A 19987-nucleotide genomic window follows, 5' to 3' on the forward strand; every position below is an offset into this window, starting at 1 on the left:
CGGGCGCGGGACCCCTCGGGGGGGCCGCCGACCGGCACGCGAAGGAGTCAGGTGATGGGTCGTCTGTTCGGTACCGACGGGGTGCGTGGTCTGGCGAACCGCGATGTCACGGCGGAGGTCGCGCTCGACGCGTCCGTGGCCGCCGCGCACGTGCTCGCCACCCGGGGAGCGTTCGCCGGGCACCGGCCACGTGCCGTGGTGGGACGCGACCCGCGGGCGTCGGGGGAATTCCTCTCGGCGGCCGTCTCCGCCGGCCTCGCGTCGGCCGGGGTCGACGTGGACGACGTGGGCGTGCTGCCCACCCCCGCCGTGGCCTACCTGACCGCGGCCCGGGGCGTCGACCTGGGCGTCGTGCTCTCGGCGTCGCACAACCCGATGCCGGACAACGGCATCAAGTTCCTCGCCCGGGGCGGCCAGAAGCTCGACGACGACGTCGAGGCGGCCATCGAGGCACGCATGGGCGAGGCGTGGGACCGGCCCACGGGGGCCGACGTCGGACGGATCCGCATCGACAACGGCCAGGCGGGTCGCGAGTACGTCGACCACCTCGTCACGACCGTCGGCACGCGGCTGGAGGGTCTGCGGATCGTCGTCGACTGCGCCAACGGCGCGGCCAGCGAGGTCGGGCCCGCCGCGCTGCGGGACGCGGGTGCGGACGTCGTCGTCATCAACGCCTCGCCGGACGGTCGCAACATCAACGAGGCGTGCGGGTCGACGCACCCCGAGCAGCTGCAGGCCGCCGTCGTCGCCGCGCACGCCGACCTGGGTGTCGCGCTCGACGGCGACGCCGACCGCTGCCTCGCGGTCGACGCGCAGGGTGTGCTCGTCGACGGGGACCAGATCATGGGCGTCCTCGCCGTCGCGCTGCACGAGCGCGGCGCGCTGCCGCACGGCACCCTCGTGACGACCGTGATGAGCAACCTGGGGTTGCGGATCGCCATGCGGGAGGCGGGCATCGCGACCGTCGAGACCGGCGTGGGCGACCGGTACGTCCTCGAGGCCATGCGTGCCGGCGGCTACGGCCTGGGCGGCGAGCAGTCCGGTCACATCATCCTGGCCGCGCACGCCACGACCGGTGACGGTCTGCTCACGGCGTTGCAGCTCGCCGCGCGCGTCGTCGAGACCGGCCGTCCCCTGGCGGACCTCGCGGCGATCGTGCGGCGCCTGCCCCAGATCCTCGTCAACGTGCCCGGTGTGGACCGCGCGCGCACCGACGACCCCGTGCTCGTCGACGCCGTCGCCCACGCGGAGAAGCTGCTCGGCGACTCGGGGCGGGTGCTGCTGCGCCCGTCGGGCACCGAGCCGCTGGTGCGGGTCATGGTGGAGGCGGGGACGCAGGACGAGGCGGAGCGCATCGCGCACGAGCTGGCCGACGTGGTCCGCACACGTCTGGCGCTCTGACGCAGCGGCACGACGGAAGGGGCCGACCGTGGTGGACGGACGGGACGGGGTCGTGCGGGACCTGGTGCTGCGCACGCTCGACGCGGCGCACGCCGCGGGACCGGACGCCGTCGCCCCGATCGTGCAGGCGGGTCACCCCGTGCTGCGGGCGTCGACGGTCTCCTACGACGGGCAGGTCGACGCGGCCGAGCTGACGGACCTGCTGGCGCTCATGCGCCGCACGATGCGGGCGGCGCCGGGCGTCGGGCTGGCCGCGCCGCAGATCGGCCTGCCGCTCGCGCTCGCGGTCGTCGAGGACCCCGGGGCGGGCGACGACGACGTGGCGCGCGTGCGGGAGCGCCCGCAGCTGCCGTACCGGGTGCTCGTCAACCCGTCGTACGTGCCCGCGGGCGACGACGTCGCGGCCTTCTACGAGGGCTGCCTGAGCGTCGTCGGCTACCAGGCGGTGGTCCCGCGGCCCCGCGCCGTGCACCTCACGGGGCTCGACGAGACCGGCGCGCACCTCGACGAGGTGCTCACGGGCTGGCCCGCGCGGATCGTCCAGCACGAGACCGACCACCTGCGGGGGACGCTCTACGTCGACCGGGCCCTGACCCGCTCGCTGTCCGCGACGGACGCCTGGGGCGCACACTGGGGTGCGGAGCCCGTCCCGCGCGCGGCCGCGCGGGCGCTGGGCTTCGAGCTGCCGGGCACGGCACGAGGCGGTGCCGGGGAGGAGTCGCCATGAAGCCGTTCCTGTTCCTGGGCGTGCGTCCCGAGGACGGGCCCGCGGACGACGAGTACGCGGCCGTGCTGCGGTGCACCGGCCTCGACGAGTCGACCATGCGGCGGGTCCGTCTGGAGGCGGCGCCGCTGCGCGACGTCGACCTGGACGACTGGTCCGGCATCGTGCTGGGTGGCGGGCCGTTCTGCGTCAGCGACCCGGAGCCCACCAAGTCCGCCGTGCAGCGCCGGGTCGAGGCCGACCTCGCGCGGCTGCTCGACGCGGTGGTCCCGGCGGACGTGCCGTTCCTCGGGGCCTGCTACGGCATCGGCACCCTCGGGCGTCACCAGGGCGGCGTGGTCGACGGGCAGCACGCGGAGCCGGTCGGTGCGGTCACCGTGGAGCTCACCGCGCAGGGCGTGGCGGACCCTGTCCTGGGGGCAGGACCGGCCACGTTCCAGGCGTTCGTGGGGCACAAGGAGTCGCTGAGCGTGCTGCCGCCGCACGCCGTGCTGCTCGCGACGTCGGCCGGCGCGCCGGTCCAGGCCTTCCGGGTGGGCCGCAACGTCTACGCCACCCAGTTCCATCCCGAGCTGGACGTCGCCGGGCTCGAGACCCGCGTCGACGCCTACCGGTTCGACGGGTACTTCGACCCCGAGGAGGCCGAGGACGTGGTCGCCGCCGCGCGCCGCAGCGGTGTGCACACCGTGCCGCCGGTGCTGCGGGCGTTCGTCGAACGACACGTCCGTCCACGGGACCACGGGCGCTCCCGCACCGTCATCCCCGGGAACGGGATCGGGGTCGCTCGGGGTTGATTCGGGGGGTGCCCCCATGTACGGGCCGCGGACCGGCGCCTAGCGTGGTCGTGTCGGCCTCGTCGGGGGGTGGGCACGACGAGGGGAGAGCACGTGCTCGAGCAGTGGGTGCTGGAGATGGCGGCGTCGCCGGGGGTCTTCGCGGCGTTGTTCGTGTTCGCCACCGTCGACGGCATCTTCCCTCCGATCCCCAGCGAGTCGGTCGTGATCGCGCTCTCGTCGCTGTCCACCTCGACGGGGAGTCCCGTGCTGTGGGCGGTCGTGGTGGTCGCGGCGCTCGGCGCGTTCACGGGTGACCAGCTCGCCTACCAGGTCGGCACGCGGGTCCCCGTCCGCCGGCTGCGCCTGTTCCGCGGCCGGCGCGGCCAGCGCGTCCTCGACTGGGCCGAGCACGCGCTGCGCGAGCGCGGGGCGGCGTTCATCATCGCCGCCCGCTACATCCCCGTCGGCCGGGTCGCGGTCAACATGACCGCCGGTGCCCTCGGGTTCCGCCGCCGCCGGTTCGTCCTGCTCACCGCGATCGCCGCGGTGACGTGGGCGCTCTACTCGACGCTGATCGGGATCGGCACCGGTGTGGTGCTGGGGCACTCTCCGCTGGTCGGCGTCGCCACCGGGGTGGTCGGCGGGTTCCTCATCGGCCTGGCAGTCGACCAGGTGCTGCGGCGGTGGCTGGGGATCGACACCCCGGCGGTCCCGGCGGCGTCGACCGGTGAGGACGGGGAGCCGTCACCGTCGGGGGACCCGGCCGGTCACGGTGGGGTCCGCACCGACGTGGCCGCGCACCGCAGCGAGGACACGGCCGCATGACTCGTGGTCGAGGTCACAATGACCTCGCGGAGGTGTCGGTGTGACAACGATCCGGTATCGACCGTCCGGGTGACCGCGCAGGGCCGCGTCGGGCGACCTACCGTAGGACCAGGACGACGTCGACGTCGGCCTCCCCGCGCACGCGAGGCCCCCGGCCACCACCCGGGGGTCGTCCGTCGTGCGTCCGGGGTCGGCGACCAGGCGGGAGTACGAGGGTGCGAGCAGCGGGACGAGGCGCGGCGGTAGCCGTCGCCCTCGCGCTCGGCGGCTGCGCCGGCCCCGCGCCCGCGGCTCCCGACGCGGCCACGGCCGAGGTCCGCACCGACGCCAGCTGTCTGGACGCCGGGGTGCTCGAGGCCCTGGGCCTCGAGCTCGACGCGTCACGTGCGGCCGACGCGCCGGCCCCGGCCGCCCGCGGCCTGCCGCCCGCGGACTTCGTGGCGGACACCGCGCTCGTGTGCGACCGCGGCGAGACGCTGCGCGACTCGGCGGGCCGGTGGTGGGCCGTCACCGCCACCCGGCTCGAGGGCGACCTCGACCCCCTCGTCGACCTCGTGACCCGCGCGGCCCCGGGGGAGTGCGGCACCGCCGTCGTCCCCCAGGTCTGGCTGGTCGACGCGATGGGGGCGGCCGTGCTGCTCCCCGCCGACGCGGCCTGCGAGGGTGCCGCGACCGCCGAGGCGCTCGACGCCCTCGACGTGCTCGACCGCACCGAGCACCCGGTCGCGCTCGCGCAGCCGGTCGCCGCCTCCGCCCCTTGACCGGCCCGCGCCGCGGACGTCAGATCTTGCGCAGCCGCACCCGCTGGACGGCGTGGTCCGGCCCCTTGGTCAGGACCAGCGTGGCCCGGCTGCGGGTCGGCAGGATGTTCTCCTCGAGGTTGGGCGCGTTGATGCTGTCCCAGATGCTCTCGGCGCGCGCCACCGCCTCGTCGTCGGACAGCGACGCGTAGCGGTGGAAGTACGACTCGGGCCGCGCGAACGCCGTGGCGCGCAGCGAGAGGAAGCGGTCGATGTACCACTGCTTGACGTCGGACGTGCGGGCGTCGACGTAGATGGAGAAGTCGAAGAAGTCGCTCAGCGCCAGGTTGGAGGTGCCCTCGAGCGTCGGGCGGGCGGGCTGCAGGACGTTGAGGCCCTCGACGATGAGGACGTCCGGCTGGCGCACCACGACGTGCGCACCGGGCACGATGTCGTAGGTCAGGTGGTCGTACACCGGGACGGTGACCTCGGGGCGTCCCGCCTTCACCTTCGACACGAAGCGCAGCAGGGCCCGGCGGTCGTACGACTCCGGGAACCCCTTGCGCTGCAGCAGCCCACGGCGCTCGAGCTCGGCGTTCGGGTGGAGGAACCCGTCGGTCGTCACCAGCTCCACCCGCGGGGTGGCGGGCCACCGGGCGATCAGCTCGCGCAGGAGCCGTGCGGTCGTCGACTTGCCCACGGCCACCGAGCCGGCCACGCCGATGACGAAGGGCGTGCGACCGACGTCCTCCCGCAGGAACGTGCTCGTCGCGTGGTGCAGACCGCGGGTCGCCTGGATGTACAGGTCGAGCAGACGTGACAGGGGCCGGTAGATCGCGTCGACCTCGGCCAGGTCGATCGGGTCGCCCAGACCACGCAGGCGCTCGACGTCGTCGTCGGTGAACGGCAGGGGCGTCGAGGCCGACAACCGGGTCCAGGCAGCACGGTCGAGGTCGACGTACGGGGTGGCGGGGACCAGGGACGGCACCTGACGATTGTTCCCCATGACGGGTGTTGTGCCGTCGCGCCGCGCGAGGCCGTCGGGCGGAGGTTGGCCCGTTAGGATCGGGCGCATGTGCGGAATCGTCGGGTACGTGGGCAGCGCCGGTCCGAGCGGGCGGCCGTTGGACGTGTCGCTGGAAGGGCTCCGACGGCTGGAGTACCGGGGCTACGACTCGGCGGGCGTGGCGCTGGTCGTCCCTGGCGGCGAGCTCGCGGTCGCGAAGAAGGCGGGCAAGCTCGCCAACCTCGTCGAGGAGCTCGACGCGCGCCCGCTGCCCCCGGCGACCGCGGCGATCGGCCACACCCGCTGGGCCACCCACGGCGGCCCGACCGACGTCAACGCGCACCCGCACGTGGCCGGCCGCCTCGCCCTCATCCACAACGGCATCGTGGAGAACTACGCCGTCCTCAAGGCCGAGCTGCTCGCCGAGGGTGTGGAGTTCCTGTCGGAGACCGACACGGAGGTCGTCGCGCACCTGGTGTCGCGTGCCTACGACGCGAGCAAGGACCTCACGGCGGCCCTCGCCTCCGTGGCACGGCGTCTCGAGGGCACGTTCACCCTGCTGGCCGTGCACGCCGACCTCCCCGACACGGTCGTCGGCGCCCGTCACGACTCGCCGCTGGTCGTCGGGCTCGGTGACGGCGAGAACTTCCTCGGGTCGGACGTCGCGGCGTTCATCGGCTCGACGCGGCGGGCCCTGGAGCTCGGGCAGGACCAGGTCGTGACCATCACGCCGACGTCCGTGACCGTGACCGACCTCGACGGCAGTCCCGTGCAGGCCACGCCCTACACCGTGGACTGGGACATCAGCGCCGCCGAGAAGGGCGGCTTCCGGTCCTTCATGGACAAGGAGATCCACGACCAGCCGCAGGCCGTCTCCGACACGCTGCTCGGCCGCCTGGACCTGGCCGGTCGCCTGGTCCTCGACGAGATGCGGATCGACGAGACGGTGCTGCGCTCGGTCGACAAGATCGTCGTGGTCGCGTGCGGCACGGCCGCCTACGCGGGGCACGTGGCCAAGTACGCCATCGAGCACTGGTGCCGCATCCCGGTCGAGGTCGAGCTGGCGCACGAGTTCCGGTACCGCGACCCGGTGGTCGACGAGCGGACGCTCGTCGTGGCGATCTCCCAGTCCGGCGAGACCATGGACACGCTCATGGCGCTGCGGCACGCCAAGGAGCAGGGCGCCACGACGCTCGCCATCGTCAACACGCACGGGTCGACCATCCCGCGCGAGGCCGACGCGGTGCTGTACACCCACGCCGGGCCCGAGATCGCGGTCGCGTCGACCAAGGCCTTCCTCGCCCAGATCACCGCCGCCTACCTGCTCGGCCTGTACCTCGCCCAGCTGCGCGGCAACAAGTTCCCCGACGAGGTCGCGGCCACGCTCGCCGAGCTGCGGGAGATGCCGGACAAGATCCAGCAGGTGCTCGACCGCTCGGACCGGGTCCGGGAGATCGCCCGGTGGATGGCCGACACGCAGTCGGTCCTGTTCCTCGGCCGGCACGTCGGCTACCCGGTGGCGCTGGAGGGTGCGCTCAAGCTCAAGGAGCTGGCCTACATCCACGCCGAGGGGTTCGCCGCGGGCGAGCTGAAGCACGGCCCGATCGCGCTGATCGAGCCCGGGCAGCCGGTCTTCGTCGTGGTCCCCTCACCGCGCGGGCGCAACTCGCTGCACTCCAAGGTCGTCTCCAACATCCAGGAGATCCGGGCCCGCGGCGCCCGCACCCTGGTGGTCGCGGAGGACGGGGACGAGGCGGTCGTGCCGTACGCCGACGAGGTGTTCTCCGTGCCGCAGAGCTCGACCCTGCTGGCGCCGCTGCTGGCGGTCGTCCCGCTGCAGGTGTTCGCCTCCGAGCTGGCGCACGCCAAGGGCCTCGACGTGGACCAGCCGCGCAACCTGGCGAAGTCCGTCACGGTCGAGTGACGCCCGCCCAGGGTGCCGGGGGTGCCGGGTGATCGTCGGCGTCGGCATCGACGTGGTCGACGTCGCGCGGTTCATGGCGACGATCGAGCGGGTCCCGGCGCTGCGTGCCCGGCTGTTCACGCCGGACGAGCGCGACCTGCCCGACACGTCGCTGGCCGCCCGGTTCGCGGCCAAGGAGGCGATCGCGAAGGCCCTGGGCGCACCGCCGGGCATGAGGTGGCAGGACGCGACGGTGCGGCGCGTCGCGGGCGCGCAGCCGGTCGTCGAGGTCGTCGGCACCGTCCTGGCACGCGCCCAGGAGCTGGGGGTCGACCGGTTCCACCTGTCGATCTCGCACGACGCGGGCATCGCGTCGGCCGTCGTCGTCGCCGAGCGCGACGCCTGACCACCCGCCGGACGCGCGACCGTGTGCGCCCGCCGCCCTGACCGGGCCGCGCTCGCGCTGCGTGCGGGCGGGACCGACCGGGCGCAGGGCGGGCAGAGCGACGGGTCGCCCCCTCCCCGCGGGGAAGGGGCGACCCGGTACGGCGCTCAGCGCAGGCGCGGGGCGACCTCGCGTGCGAACAGCTCGATGCCGGAGCGGTCGTAGGCCGCCTCGGCGAAGTAGCAGATCGCGTACGTCATGCCCAGGCCCTGCAGCTCGCGCAGCTTCTCGACGATCTGGTCCGGCGTGCCGACGAGCGGGCCGTTGCGGAACTCCTCGGCGACCGAGGGGGCCTTCGCGGGCACCGTGTTCGCGTAGTGCTCCTCGATCCACGCGATGCGGTCGTCGACCTCGGCCTCCGTCGCGCCGATGACGACGTTGTAGTTGGCCGAGCGCGTGATCTCGTCGAAGTTGCGGCCGATCGCGTCGCAGTGGTCGCGCAGCACCTGCGACTTGTGGGCGAAGCCCGCGGGCGATCCGTCGAAGTTGGTGTACTGCGCGTGCTCGGCGGCGATGCGCAGCGTCTTCTTCTCCCCGCCCCCGGCGATCCACAGCGGCGGCCCGTCCACCTGCAGCGGCAGGGGCGAGAGCTGGGCGCCGTCCACCTGGTAGTGCTCGCCGTGCAGGGTCGCGGTGCCGTTGGTCCACATCTGCTTGAAGATCTGGACGCCCTCGTCGAGCATCGCGATGCGGGTGCCGGCGGACGGGAACCCGTACCCGTAGGCCAGCCACTCGTGCTCGTACCAGCCGGCGCCGATGCCCATCTCGACCCGGCCGCCCGAGATCACGTCGGCCGTCGTGGCCACCTTGGCCAGGTAGGCCGGGTTGCGGTACCCCATGCACGTGCACATCTGGCCGAGCCGGACGCGCGAGGTGGAGGCCGCGAACGCGTTGATGAGGCTCCAGGCCTCGTGGGTCGCCTCGCCGTTGGGCTCGGGGACCGCGTGGAAGTGGTCGTAGACCCAGATGGACTCGAAGACGTCGCCGTCGTCGGCCCACCGGGCCAGGCCGTGCATGACCTTCCAGTGGTCGCGGGCGTCGATGCCCGTGAGGTCCTGCCGCCAGCCCTGGGGGATGAAGAGTCCGAAGCGCATGGGACGCACGCTACCCGCGCGCGCCCCTCACGGCCTCGCAGCGGCAAGCGTGTGCCGCCGCTGCTCAGAGGAGCCCGGGGTCGTCCGTGCGGTCGAAGGGCACCGGCAGGGCCGCGACGACCTCCGGGTCCTGCCACTCCGGGTACCAGTCGTGCAGCGTCAGTCGGCCGCCGGAGAACCGCATCAGCACGAGCTCGTACTGGAAGACCAGGCACGCGGCCTGCGCGGTCCGTGCCGCGACGACCGCGGACACCACGGCGAGGTCCTGCCGGGCCTGTTCGTACCCGTCGGACTTCGGGTCGAGCCAGAGGCTCACCTCGACGTCGACGTGCTCACCGAGCGCCTCGTCGAGTGTGGCCTGCAACGACGGACTGGTCACGGGCTGGGCGTGACCCGTCAGGGAATCGTCGTCCGGCCCGCGCCCTCGGGCAGCGAGGCCGTCCTGCAGCGCGGCGTCCACGTCCTCCGACGTCCGGCTGGTGCGCAAGGCGAGCGAGTAGATGAACACGGATCCCCTTCGGACGGGTACGGCGCCGGGCCTGGACGTGGACGGGCGGTCAGAAGCGTAGGTGGCTGACGGCACCGTCCTCGACGACGAGCACCTCCCGTAGCCCCTCCACCGGCTCCGCGCGCAAGGCAGCGATGACCTGGGCGCGGGTCACGACAGTGTCGTCCAGGTTGAGGACGATGCGCGACGTCTGACCGGACTGGATCTTCTTGTCGATGGCGGACCGGACGTTGCGGGCCGTGGGGGTGGAGGGGGACAGTGCGTCGAAGACGCGTCCCTCGATCAGGTAGTCCGGCTTCTTCCGTCCCGGCACCACGGGGTTCTGCACCACGTCGTACCCCTCCCGGGCCAGGGTCCTCGCACTGTCGTTCTCGCGTTCGAGGCTCCGGCGTGTCGGCGGGTCGTCGCGGGGCTTGATCCGGGTGGGGCGCCCGCCGGGGACGGCTTCGGGGTCGGGCGCGCGGGACGGCAGCGTGGGGTCACTGTGGACCAGATCCAGGATCCGCCGCCGCCACGACGCGGGCAGGTGCTTCACGGCCTTCTGCAGGATCTTCCCGACGACCCCGACGCCGATGAGGGACGTCAGGGCCAGCCCGAGCTCCAGCGACCCGAGCTTGACGAGGTCCTGCCCGGCGATCTTGCCCTCGCCCCAGTCGGCAGCCACGTCGAGGAAGTCCCCGACGGCGACAAGGGTGAACCCGACGCCGAGGACCTTCAGACCGAAGGAGAGCCCCGCGACCGCGCCGGCCGCACCGCCCGGCACAGCGCCGACGCCGAACCCGAAGACCGCGCCGGCGGCGGTGCCGCCCATGGCGCCGATGATCGCCAGCGCGACGGACAGCACGACCCCGACGACCACCAGGATCCACCCGACGATCCGCAGGGCGTCGGCCAGGAACCGGAAGACCGCCACGTGCCGGCCGATGAACTCGCGGACCCCTGTCAGGTGGGTGTCGATCCACGTGCCGAGGTCGGCGGTGGTGCGCTCCCACCAGTCCCCGACGGCCGCACCGGCCTCGGTGACCGCCTCCCAGGCCTCGCCGGCGGTGTCGGGGACCCAGTCGGTGCCGTCGTCGACCGCGTCGGACACGTCGTCCCACCGGTCGGAGAACCAGTCGCCGATGCCGCGGGACTCCTCGGTCTGCCGCTGGTCGGCGGCGACCTCGGCCGAGGAGGTGGCCGCCCAGGTCAGGGTCGTGCCGCCGTCACCGATGGGGGAGGAGGTGAACGGCACGGCGAGGGGTGCGGGGTCCACGTCGAGCACGGGCAGCGGGCGGCCGGTCGTCCCGTACCGCAGCTGCTCCAGCGCCCGGGCCCGGTCCAGGTGCCGGTCGACCACGGGCAGCACGTGGGTGCCGAGGCGGTCACCGGCGCCCAGCACGTCGTCGAACCCCGAGGTGCGCACTCCGAGTGCCAGCGCCCGTGACCGCAGCGACCCCCAGTCCGCGTCCAGCGACTCCCGCACCGCCGCGACGTCCGAGCGCACACCCGCGACCGCGTCCGCGCTGACCTCCACCACGCGCACCGTCACGCACCTTCCCCGCCGTGTGACTGCCGCCCCGAGAGCCCGTCGGTCCGGAAAGTACCGGTCCGTGGCGACGCGCGGAAGCCGGTGTCCGGTGGGCAGCCGTCCGGGCGCGGTTCCCGCCGGCACGGCAGGATGGTCGGGTGCTGACCTCGTGGACCGCGGACGACGTGCGTGCGGCCGAGCGACCGCTGCTCGCGTCCGGGGTGCCGCTGATGGAGCGCGCGGCGTTCGCGCTGGCGGTGCACGTGGGGCGGGAGCTGCGTGCCACGCGCGGCCGTGTCGGCGGCGCGCGGGTGACGCTGCTGGTCGGGTCCGGCAACAACGGCGGCGACACGCTGCACGCCGGGGCGCTGCTGGCGCGACGCGGTGCGCAGGTCACGGCGCTGCTCACGTCGGACCGCACCCACGCCGGCGGTCTGGACGCCCTGCGGGCCGCGCACGGACGCGTCGTCCCGACGCTCGACGACGCCGCTGCGGACGACGCCGCACAGGATCTGGCGCGCGCGGACGTGGTGCTCGACGGGCTGCTGGGCATCGGCGGGCGCGGCGGGGTGCGCGGCCCCGGCGCGCGCCTGCTGGCCCGGCTGCGGACCCTCGACGCCGACGCCCGCCCGCTGGTCGTCGCGGTCGACGTGCCCTCCGGGGTCGGCGTCGACGACGGCACCCGCACCGGTGAGGTACCGGATGTCGACCTCACGGTGACCTTCGGCGCGTGCAAGCCGGCGCTGCTGCTGCCACCCGCGGCGGATGCGGCAGGTCGCGTCGAGGTGGTCGACCTGGGGCTGACGTTGCCGCCCCGCCCCGCCGTGGCGCGGCTCGAGGCGACCGACGTCGCCGCCCTGTGGCCGTTGCCGGGCCGTGACGCGCACAAGTACGTGCGCGGCGTGCTCGGCGTGGTCGCGGGGTCGGCCCGGTACCCGGGTGCCGCGGTGTTGCAGGCGGCGGGCGCGGTCCGTGCCGGTGTCGGCATGGTGCGCTACCTCGGGTCGGCCGGACCGCAGGTGCTGGCGGCGCACCCGGAGGTCGTCGTCGGGGAGGGGCGCGTGCAGGCGTGGGTCGTCGGCTCCGGCGTCGCGCCCGACGACCCCGAGCAGCGCGCCCGCGTGCGCGACGCGCTGAGCCACGCGCTCGCGCACGACGAGCCGGCGGTGGTCGACGCGGGCGCGCTCGAGATCCTGCCCGACCGGGTGCCGCCCCACGTGGTCCTCACGCCGCACGCGGGGGAGCTCGCCGCACTGCTCGTCGCGCGTGGTGCGCACGCCACCCGCGCCGAGGTCGAGGCGGCGCCGCTGGTCCACGCGCGCCGCGCGCACGACCTGACGGGTGCGACCGTCCTGCTCAAGGGCGGCACCACGGTCGTCGTCGGGCCCCACGGCGCGGCGTACGCCCAGGCAGACGGCCCGTCGTGGCTGGCGACCGCCGGTGCCGGCGACGTCCTGGGCGGCGTGCTCGGTGCCCTGCTGGCCGGCCGTTCGGCCGACGCGGTGGCTGACCCGACCCTGCCGGCGGCGCTCGCGGCCGCCGCCGCGCTCGTCCACGGGCGCGCCGCGCACCACGCCAACCCCGGGGGGCCGGTGTCCGCCGGGGACGTGGCCGACGCGCTGCCCGCCGTCGTCGCCGGGCTGCTGCGCGCATGACCGGACCCCGCGCACCGGGCCCGGCCCCCGCGGACCACGTCGTCGAGCCGCTCGCCCCGGCGCTGGAGCGGCGGCTGCGGGCGCTGCTGGGCGTCGGCGGACGGCGCGTGCTCGGCATCGCCGGTGCACCGGGCGCCGGCAAGTCCACGCTGGCGGCCCAGGTGGCCGCGACGCTCGGGGACGCCTGCGTCGTCGTGCCGATGGACGGGTTCCACCTCGCGCAGGCCGAGCTGGAGCGGATCGGCCGCGCCGACCGCAAGGGGGCGCCGGACACGTTCGACGCCGACGGCTACGTCGCGCTGCTGCGGCGGCTGCGCGTGCCCCGCCCCGGGCACGTCGTGTACGCCCCGGAGTACCGCCGGGACCTGCGCAACCCGGTGGCGGGTGCGGTCGCCGTGCCCGCCGAGGTGCCCCTGGTCGTCACCGAGGGCAACTACCTGCTGCTCGACGACCACGGGTTCGGTCCCGTCGCCGGGCTGCTGGACGAGTCGTGGTTCGTGGCGCCGCCGGACGACCTGCGCCTCGCCCGCCTCGTCGCGCGGCACGAGCGCTTCGGCAAGCCGCCCGCCGCGGCGCTGGCGTGGTCGACCGGCCCGGACGCCGCCAACGCCCGGCTGGTCGCGCCGACGGCCGCGCGCGCGGACCTCGTCGTCGGCCCGGACCTGCTGGGCTGAGCGGCCGGTCGCGCGTCCCCGGCGGGCCGGTCGGCCGTCGTCACGTGGCAGCGCACCGCGGTGAGAGACTGGCGGGCGTGAACGACTTCCCGGCACGTGCGGTGGTCGACCTGGGCGCCGTGCGTGGCAACGTCCGCGCCCTGGCGGCGCACGCACCGAGCGCGCAGGTCATGGCCGTCGTGAAGGCCGACGCGTACGGGCACGGGCTGGTGCCCGCCGCGCTCGCGGCACTCGAGGGCGGTGCCACGTGGCTCGGCACGGCGCAGGTCCCCGAGGCGCTGCACCTGCGACGGGCCGGGGTCACCGGCGCGCGGATCCTCACGTGGCTGTACGCCCCCGGTGCACCCCTGCGCGAGGCCGTCGAGGCGGACGTCGACCTGTCCGTCGCGTCGCGCTGGGCGCTGGACGAGGTCGTCGCCGCCGCCCGCACGGCGGGCCGCACCGCGCGTGTGCACCTCAAGGTCGACACGGGGCTGGGCCGCAACGGGCTCATGCCCGGCGACCTGCCCGACGTCCTCACGGCCGCGCTCGCGGCCGAGGCGGAGGGCCTGGTGCGCGTCGTCGGCGTGTGGTCGCACCTGGCGTTCGCGGACGACCCGGGCCACCCGGTGGTGCTGCAGCAGGCCGCGGTGTTCGCCGAGGCGGTCGCGCTCGTCGAGGCCGCCGGTGCGCGGCTCGAGGTGCGCCACCTGGCCAACTCGGCCGCCACGCTCACCGCACCGGCGCTGCACTGGGACCTCGTACGGCCCGGGATCGCGGTCTACGGGCTCTCGCCCGTGCCGCAGGTGGGCTCGCACGACCGGTTCGGGCTGGTGCCCGCCATGACGCTGGAGGCGCAGCTGGCGACGGTCAAGCACGTGCCCGCCGGGTCCGGGGTGTCGTACGGCCACGAGTACGTCGTGCCGCACGACACGGTGCTCGGCGTCGTGCCCCTGGGGTACGCCGACGGTCTCCCGCGGCACGCGTCGGGCAGCCGTGACCGGTGGGGCGGCCCCGTGCAGGTCGGCGGGCGTCGCCTGGGCGTCGCCGGGCGCGTGTGCATGGACCAGGTCGTCCTCGACCTCGGACCGGGCGCGCAGGAGGCCGCGGGCGACCGCGTCGTGCTGTGGGGCGACGGTCGTGACGGCGCCCCGACCGCCCAGGACTGGGCCGAGGTCGCGGGCACGATCTCCTACGAGGTGGTCACCCGCCTCGGTGCGCGCGTGCCGCGCACCTACGTCGACACCGAGCGCGGCGAGCCGGCGGTGGCCGCGCCGACCACGAGCACCGGAGGTGCCGCATGACCACGCAGGTCCGCCTGCCCGACGCCGAGGCGACGCGCGCGTGGGGCCGCGCTCTCGCGGGCGTCCTGAAGCCCGGTGACCTGCTCGTCCTCACCGGTGACCTGGGTGCCGGCAAGACGACCCTCACGCAGGGCCTCGGCGAGGGCCTGGGCGTGCGCGGGCAGGTCGCGTCGCCGACGTTCGTCATCGCGCGCGAGCACCCGCCGCTGCCGCGGCCGGACGGCACGCGGGGTCCCGCGCTCGTGCACGTCGACGCGTACCGCCTCGGGTCGCTGGACGAGGTCGAGGCGCTCGATCTCGACGCGGCGCTCGACGAGGCCGTCACGGTCGTGGAGTGGGGCGAGGGCTGGGTCGAAGGGCTGACGGACGACCGCCTCGAGCTGCGACTGGAGCGCCCGCACGGCGGTGTCGGCGACGACGTCGAGGACGCCGCCGCCGGTGAGCGGGTGCTCACCGTGCAGGGCGTGGGGGACCGGTGGGAGGGCGTCGAGCTGCCGGGTCAGGCCGCAGCGACGCCGACGGCACGCGAGCAGGGGGAGTCCTGATGCACCTGGGGATCGACACGTCGGACGAGGTCGCCGCGGCGCTCGTGCTGGATGACGTCCGCGCCGAGACGCTCTCCGACGGCGAGCCGCGCCGCCACGCCGAGCTGCTCGCGCCGCTGGTCGCCGAGCTGATCGAGCGGCAGGGGCGGTCGGTGCGGGACATCGAGAGCATCGTCGTGGGCACCGGGCCCGCGCTGTTCACGGGGCTGCGCGTGGGCCTGGTGACGGCCCGGGTCCTGGGCCTGGCGCTCGGTGTGCCCGTGCACGGTGTGCCGAGCCTGGACGCCGTGGCCGAGGCCGCGGCCCGGTTCGCCGACCTGACGGACGGCACGCCGCTGCTCGTCGTGACGGACGCGCGCCGCCGCGAGGTCTACTGGTCGCGGTACGAGGTACGTGACCGTGCCGCGGTGCCCGTCGCCGGCCCCGACGTCGCGGCACCGGCGGACGTCCCGCGGACCCCCGACGACGTCGTGCTGGGTGCGGGCCGCGACCTGTACCCGGAGGTGTTCGGCGCCCCCGACCCGCGCCTGGACGCGCGCTACCCGACGCTGCGCCACCCGAACCCCGCGCTCCTCGTGTGGATCGCGCAGCGTCGCCTCGCCGCCGGCGAGGATCTGCCCGCCGACCCGCTGTACCTGCGCCGTCCCGACGCCGTCCCCCCGACGGGGGCCAAGCGGGTCCTCGCGTGAGCGCATCCGTCGACGTGCTGGTCCGGCCGCTGGTCGCCGCCGACCTGTCCGCGCTCGACCGCATGGAGCGCACGCTGTTCGGGGTCAGCGCCTGGTCACGGCAGATGCTCGCGGACGAGCTCGTCGGGCCCGGGCGCACCTACGTGGGCGCGGAGCTGCCGGGCGGCTCGCTCGTCGGGTACGCCGGCATGTGGTTCGACGGTCGTGACGTCCAGATCATGACGGTCGCCACCGACCCGGGCTACCAGGGCCGCGGCATCGCCCGTCGCATGCTGGTCACCCTCCTGGACCGGGCGCGCGAGCTCCGTGCGGAGTCCGTGCTGCTCGAGGTGCGGGTCGACAACGCCCCCGCGATCCACCTCTACGAGAGCCTCGGGTTCACGCAGCTCGGCCGCCGCCGCGGCTACTACCAGCCGGAGAACGTCGACGCGTGGACCATGCAGCTGCTGCTGCCCCGCGGGACGGGTGCGCAGGAGGAGGAGCGATGAGCGCGGACACGGTACGCCGGCGGGTCCTCGTCGACGCGGACGAGCTGGCGCGGCTGCTGGCGGACGACGAGCCGCCGGTGCTGCTCGACGTGCGCTGGGCGCTGGGACGCACGGACGGCCACGAGCGGTACCTCGAGGCGCACCTGCCCGGCGCCGTGTACGTCGACCTCGACACCGAGCTCGCCGCGCCGCCGTCCCCGGCCGCGGGGCGGCACCCGCTGCCCGACGTGGCCGACCTGGAGCGGGCGGCCCGGCGCTGGGGCGTGCGCGAGGGGTCCGCGGTCGTCGCGTACGACGACGCGGGAGGCACCTCGGCCGCCCGTGCGTGGTGGCTGCTGCGCTGGGCGGGTGTGCGCGACGTGCGGATCCTCGACGGCGGCCTGCCCGCGTGGACCGGCGCCGGCTACCGCGTGGAGCCCGGTGAGGTGACCGCGGAGCCGGGTGACGTCGTGCTGGTCCCGGGGGGCCTGGGCACCGTCGACGCCGACGGTGCGGCGGACCTCGCCGTGCACGGTCTGCTGCTGGACGCGCGCGCGGCCGAGCGCTACGCGGGGCGGGTCGAGCCCGTGGACCCGCGTGCCGGCCACGTGCCCGGGGCGGTGAGCGCGCCGACGGCCGGGAACCTCACGGCGGACGGGCGGTTCCTCGACGCCGGGGCGCTGGCGGCCCGCTTCGCGGCGCTCGGCGTGCCGGTGCCCGGGGCCCCCGCGGGCACGGGGCACCCGACGCCCGGACCGGTCGGGGTCTACTGCGGCTCGGGGGTGACGGCCGCGCACGAGGTCGCGGCGCTCGCCTCGCTGGGTGTCGACGCCGCGCTGTACCCGGGCTCGTGGTCCCAGTGGTCGCACGACCCCGCGCGGCCGGTCGCCACGGACTGACGGACCGGCCGCGCCGGCGGGTCAGACCTCGCGCGCGACGACGTCCCACCCCAGGCGCGGGGCACGCGGCCGCTCGGTGCCGGTGCCGTCGGGCCACCCGACGTTGAGGACGGACAGCGTCCGCCACGAGGTGCCGGCGAGCAGGTCGGCGTCGATGGCGGCGGCGTCGATGCCCGTCATCGGGCCGACGCCCAGCCCGGCGGCGCGCAGGCCGACGACGAGGTAGCCGGTCTGCAGCCACGCGTTCTCGCGTGCCATGCGCTCGCGCACGTCGGGCACGCCGGCGAGGCGCTCGCCCGACGTGGGGGCGTGCGGCACCAGGGTGGGGAAGTGGTGGTGGAAGTCGGTGTCCGCCGCGACGACGAGCGTGAGCGGTGCCGCGAGGACGCGCTCCCGGTTGAACTCGGCCACGTGCGCCGCGAGGCGCTCGCGGGCCTCGGGGCTGCGGACGACGAGCAGGCGCAGCGGCGTCGAGTTGTTGGCGGTGGGCCCCCAGCGGACGGCGTCGTGGACGTCGCGCACCAGGTCGTCGGGCACGGGCGCGTCGCGGAACCGGCCCACGGTGCGGGCGTCGCGGAACAGCGCGGCGACGACCGGGGGGACCGGTGCGAGGGCGTCGGGGTCCGCAGCGCCCTCGAGCGCGGTCGGGTCGAGGGTCGGGTCGTCGATGATCTCGCTGGTGGTCACGGTCCCCGCAACAGTCCATGCGGACGCATCGATACCCCGGGGCAACCATGAGATCGGCCACGTCGTCGCGCGCGCCTATCCTGGACGGCGTGACTGCACCCCTCGTCCTCGGGATCGAGACCTCCTGCGACGAGACCGGCGTCGGCCTCGTGCGCGGTTACGACCTGCTCGTCGACGCCGTGGCCAGCTCGGTGGACGAGCACGCGCGGTTCGGCGGGATCATCCCCGAGATCGCCTCGCGCGCCCACCTCGAGGCGATGGTTCCCACGATCGAGCGCGCGCTCGCCACGGCGGAGGTCACGCTCGACGACGTCGACGCGATCGCGGTGACCGCGGGCCCCGGCCTCGTCGGGCCGCTGACCATCGGCGCCGCGGCAGCCAAGGCGCTCGCGGTCGGCCTGGGCAAGCCGCTGTACGGCGTCAACCACGTCATCGGGCACGCCGTGGTCGACGAGCTGGTGGACGGCGCGTTCCCCGAGCGCGTCATGGCACTGGTCGTGTCCGGCGGGCACTCGTCGCTGCTGATGATCGACGACACCGTGAACGTCACCGAGCTCGGCTCGACGCTCGACGACGCGGCGGGTGAGGCGTTCGACAAGGTCGGGCGCCTGCTCGGGCTGCCGTACCCCGGCGGTCCGCACATCGACCGCCTCGCGCGTGAGGGCGACCCGGAGGCGATCCGGTTCCCCCGCGGGCTCACCGCACCCAAGGACCAGGCGAAGCACGCCACGGACTTCTCGTTCTCCGGCCTCAAGACCGCGGTCGCGCGGTGGGTCGAGGCCCGTCGCGACGCGGGTGAGGACGTCCCGCTGCCGGACGTCGCGGCGTCGTTCGCGGCCGCCGTGGCCGACGTGCTCACCGCGAAGACGATCGCCGCGTGCCGCCGCGAGGGAGTCTCGACGCTCGTGGTCGGGGGTGGGTTCTCCGCGAACTCCCAGCTGCGGGACATGGCCGCGGCCCGCTGCGCGGAGGCGGGCATCGAGCTGCGCATCCCGCCGATCCGCTACTGCACCGACAACGGCGCGATGATCGCGGCGCTCGGGTCCGCGGTCGTGCGGCGCGGGATGCCGCCGTCGCCGCTGGACCTGCCGGTGGACTCGACGATGCCGCTGACCCAGGTCCTGGTCTGACCCCACCCTGGCGGGCGCCGCATCCGAGGGTCGTCAGGGCCGGGGCGTCCCCCACAGCCGCCACACGCGCGCGCCCAGCGCGAACGCGATCGACCCGAGACCCAGGGCGACGGCCAGCGGCTGCCACGCCGTCGCGAACTCGACGCCCATCGCGTCGTCGGTGCTCTCCACCGTGACCGGGGCCCACAGCCACGTGAGCTCCACGGTGCCGCCGCCCATGGCAGCGACCGCCTGCGTGGCCCCCACGGCCCACGCGCAGGCCAGGTACACGGGGAACGCGGCCCCGACCAGGAAGGCGAGCACGGCGCCGTCCGTCCAGCGCGGGCGCGGCCGGTCCAGCTCGGCGAAGTACGCCGCCGCGAGGCGGGAGGGCCGGCCGAGGTCGCGCAGCGCCGCCGCCATGCCGACGCGCGACGCCTCGTCGAGCGCGGACGCGCGCAGGTCCCGGCGGATCTCGCGAGCGGCACGCCGCGGGTAGTCGTCCATCGCCTGCGCGAGGCGCCACAGCCACACCTCGAGCCGGAGCCGGTCCCGGCGCCCGACGTGCAGGCCCGGCTGTGGGGCGGGTCGCCCCGGCAGGTCGGCGGTGAGGGTCATGGGGTCCTCCTCGGGTGGTCGGCGCGGGGTGGGACGTACGGGTGGACGTCGGGCGGGGGAACGGCGTCGAGGACGCCCTCGACGGTGTGCACGAGCGTGTCCCAGGCCGCCCGCCGCTCGTCCAGGGCGGCCACGCCCGGTGCGCTCAGGCGGTAGTACTTGCGTGCGGGGCCGGACGACGACGGGACGAGCCGCGACGTCACGAGCCCGTCGTGCTCGAGCCGGCTGAGGACGGGGTAGAGCGTCCCCGTCGACAGGTCGTCCAGGCCGGCCTCGCGCAGCGCCGTGACGAGCTCGTAGCCGTAGGTCTCGTCGTGCGCCAGCGCGGCGAGGACGAGCATCGGCAGCACGCCCTTGAGCAGCTGGGGGTCGCGGGGTCGGTGCACCGCTGAACAGTAACGCCGGGTAGCCGGCTATGCAAGATAGCCG

22 protein-coding genes are annotated in these 19987 nt (G+C 75.2%); 15 read left to right on the forward strand and 7 right to left on the reverse strand.

Annotated elements, in window-relative coordinates:
* The first annotated feature begins 54 nt into the window (after positions 1-54).
* The 5 genes from glmM (at position 55) to J1G43_RS06870 (ending at position 4487) form a co-directional block, all read left to right on the forward strand.
* Positions 55-1401, forward strand: a complete 1347-nt coding sequence (glmM, locus tag J1G43_RS06850; protein ID WP_207378188.1) for a phosphoglucosamine mutase — start codon at positions 55-57, stop codon at positions 1399-1401.
* A gap of 31 nt (positions 1402-1432) precedes the next feature.
* The gene (locus J1G43_RS06855) at positions 1433-2128 is read left to right on the forward strand and encodes a peptide deformylase (protein ID WP_207378298.1); all 696 of its coding nucleotides are present in this window, start codon (positions 1433-1435) and stop codon (positions 2126-2128) included.
* Positions 2125-2919, forward strand: a complete 795-nt coding sequence (locus tag J1G43_RS06860; protein WP_207339027.1) for a glutamine amidotransferase — start codon at positions 2125-2127, stop codon at positions 2917-2919. Before J1G43_RS06855 ends, J1G43_RS06860 begins: the two co-directional genes overlap by 4 nt.
* 93 nt (positions 2920-3012) lie before the next feature.
* Entirely contained in the window at positions 3013-3726 is a 714-nt protein-coding gene (locus J1G43_RS06865; protein ID WP_207339026.1) for a DedA family protein, read from the forward strand.
* A gap of 215 nt (positions 3727-3941) precedes the next feature.
* Entirely contained in the window at positions 3942-4487 is a 546-nt protein-coding gene (locus J1G43_RS06870; protein ID WP_207339025.1) for a hypothetical protein, read from the forward strand.
* A gap of 19 nt (positions 4488-4506) precedes the next feature.
* On the opposite strand, the gene coaA is transcribed toward J1G43_RS06870, so the two are convergent.
* Complete coding sequence (gene coaA / locus J1G43_RS06875; protein WP_207339024.1) at positions 4507-5472, reverse strand: type I pantothenate kinase; 966 nt, start codon at positions 5470-5472, stop codon at positions 4507-4509.
* 67 nt (positions 5473-5539) lie between these two features.
* On the opposite strand from coaA, the gene glmS reads away from it, so the two are divergent.
* Together glmS and J1G43_RS06885 are read left to right on the forward strand one after the other, a co-directional pair.
* Positions 5540-7396, forward strand: coding sequence for a glutamine--fructose-6-phosphate transaminase (isomerizing) (gene glmS / locus J1G43_RS06880; protein ID WP_207339023.1), 1857 nt, complete (start codon positions 5540-5542; stop codon positions 7394-7396).
* Between the two features lie 28 nt (positions 7397-7424).
* On the forward strand, positions 7425-7781 hold the full coding sequence (locus J1G43_RS06885) for a holo-ACP synthase (protein WP_207339022.1): 357 nt from the start codon (positions 7425-7427) through the stop codon (positions 7779-7781).
* 146 nt (positions 7782-7927) lie between these two features.
* Here the strand turns inward: J1G43_RS06885 and J1G43_RS06890 are convergent, their stop codons facing one another.
* The 3 genes from J1G43_RS06890 to J1G43_RS19605 all read right to left on the reverse strand — a co-directional run bounded on the left by J1G43_RS06890 (position 7928) and on the right by J1G43_RS19605 (position 10947).
* Complete coding sequence (locus tag J1G43_RS06890; protein WP_207339021.1) at positions 7928-8914, reverse strand: LLM class F420-dependent oxidoreductase; 987 nt, start codon at positions 8912-8914, stop codon at positions 7928-7930.
* A 64-nt stretch (positions 8915-8978) separates the two neighbouring features.
* A complete protein-coding gene (locus J1G43_RS06895; protein WP_207339020.1) occupies positions 8979-9422 on the reverse strand; it encodes a SitI3 family protein in 444 nt (147 codons plus the stop codon).
* Positions 9423-9471: 49 nt separating this feature from the next.
* Complete coding sequence (locus J1G43_RS19605; protein WP_207378189.1) at positions 9472-10947, reverse strand: hypothetical protein; 1476 nt, start codon at positions 10945-10947, stop codon at positions 9472-9474.
* A gap of 143 nt (positions 10948-11090) precedes the next feature.
* On the opposite strand from J1G43_RS19605, the gene J1G43_RS06905 reads away from it, so the two are divergent.
* The 7 genes from J1G43_RS06905 (at position 11091) to J1G43_RS06935 (ending at position 17144) form a co-directional block, all read left to right on the forward strand.
* Positions 11091-12587 carry an NAD(P)H-hydrate epimerase gene (locus tag J1G43_RS06905; RefSeq protein ID WP_207378190.1) on the forward strand — a complete coding sequence of 499 codons (1497 nt, stop codon included), beginning with the start codon at positions 11091-11093 and terminating at the stop codon, positions 12585-12587.
* Positions 12584-13261, forward strand: coding sequence for a nucleoside/nucleotide kinase family protein (locus J1G43_RS06910; RefSeq protein ID WP_207339017.1), 678 nt, complete (start codon positions 12584-12586; stop codon positions 13259-13261). The genes J1G43_RS06905 and J1G43_RS06910 overlap by 4 nt, the downstream gene beginning before the upstream one ends.
* Before the next feature lie 77 nt (positions 13262-13338).
* Positions 13339-14544, forward strand: coding sequence for an alanine racemase (gene alr, locus J1G43_RS06915; RefSeq protein WP_249670583.1), 1206 nt, complete (start codon positions 13339-13341; stop codon positions 14542-14544).
* Entirely contained in the window at positions 14541-15089 is a 549-nt protein-coding gene (gene tsaE / locus J1G43_RS06920; RefSeq protein WP_207339016.1) for a tRNA (adenosine(37)-N6)-threonylcarbamoyltransferase complex ATPase subunit type 1 TsaE, read from the forward strand. The genes alr and tsaE overlap by 4 nt, the downstream gene beginning before the upstream one ends.
* Positions 15089-15778, forward strand: a complete 690-nt coding sequence (tsaB, locus tag J1G43_RS06925; RefSeq protein ID WP_242635220.1) for a tRNA (adenosine(37)-N6)-threonylcarbamoyltransferase complex dimerization subunit type 1 TsaB — start codon at positions 15089-15091, stop codon at positions 15776-15778. The genes tsaE and tsaB overlap by 1 nt, the downstream gene beginning before the upstream one ends.
* Positions 15775-16266 carry a ribosomal protein S18-alanine N-acetyltransferase gene (gene rimI / locus J1G43_RS06930; protein ID WP_207339015.1) on the forward strand — a complete coding sequence of 164 codons (492 nt, stop codon included), beginning with the start codon at positions 15775-15777 and terminating at the stop codon, positions 16264-16266. Before tsaB ends, rimI begins: the two co-directional genes overlap by 4 nt.
* Positions 16263-17144, forward strand: coding sequence for a sulfurtransferase (locus J1G43_RS06935; RefSeq protein ID WP_207378191.1), 882 nt, complete (start codon positions 16263-16265; stop codon positions 17142-17144). The genes rimI and J1G43_RS06935 overlap by 4 nt, the downstream gene beginning before the upstream one ends.
* Before the next feature lie 21 nt (positions 17145-17165).
* Here J1G43_RS06935 and J1G43_RS06940 read toward each other — a convergent pair whose 3' ends face one another.
* Positions 17166-17831: a malonic semialdehyde reductase gene (locus tag J1G43_RS06940; protein ID WP_207339013.1), complete on the reverse strand. Its 666-nt coding sequence runs from the start codon at positions 17829-17831 to the stop codon at positions 17166-17168.
* Positions 17832-17878: 47 nt separating this feature from the next.
* Here J1G43_RS06940 and tsaD point away from each other — a divergent pair, with 47 nt between their 5' ends.
* Positions 17879-18961: a tRNA (adenosine(37)-N6)-threonylcarbamoyltransferase complex transferase subunit TsaD gene (gene tsaD / locus J1G43_RS06945; protein ID WP_207370297.1), complete on the forward strand. Its 1083-nt coding sequence runs from the start codon at positions 17879-17881 to the stop codon at positions 18959-18961.
* 33 nt (positions 18962-18994) lie between these two features.
* Here tsaD and J1G43_RS06950 read toward each other — a convergent pair whose 3' ends face one another.
* Together J1G43_RS06950 and J1G43_RS06955 are read right to left on the reverse strand one after the other, a co-directional pair.
* Positions 18995-19558 carry a hypothetical protein gene (locus J1G43_RS06950; RefSeq protein WP_207339011.1) on the reverse strand — a complete coding sequence of 188 codons (564 nt, stop codon included), beginning with the start codon at positions 19556-19558 and terminating at the stop codon, positions 18995-18997.
* Positions 19555-19944: a PadR family transcriptional regulator gene (locus J1G43_RS06955; protein ID WP_207339010.1), complete on the reverse strand. Its 390-nt coding sequence runs from the start codon at positions 19942-19944 to the stop codon at positions 19555-19557. Before J1G43_RS06955 ends, J1G43_RS06950 begins: the two co-directional genes overlap by 4 nt.
* Positions 19945-19987 lie beyond the last annotated feature (43 nt).

Source organism: Cellulomonas sp. zg-ZUI22 (assembly GCF_017353535.1).
GTDB lineage: Bacteria > Actinomycetota > Actinomycetes > Actinomycetales > Cellulomonadaceae > Cellulomonas > Cellulomonas wangleii.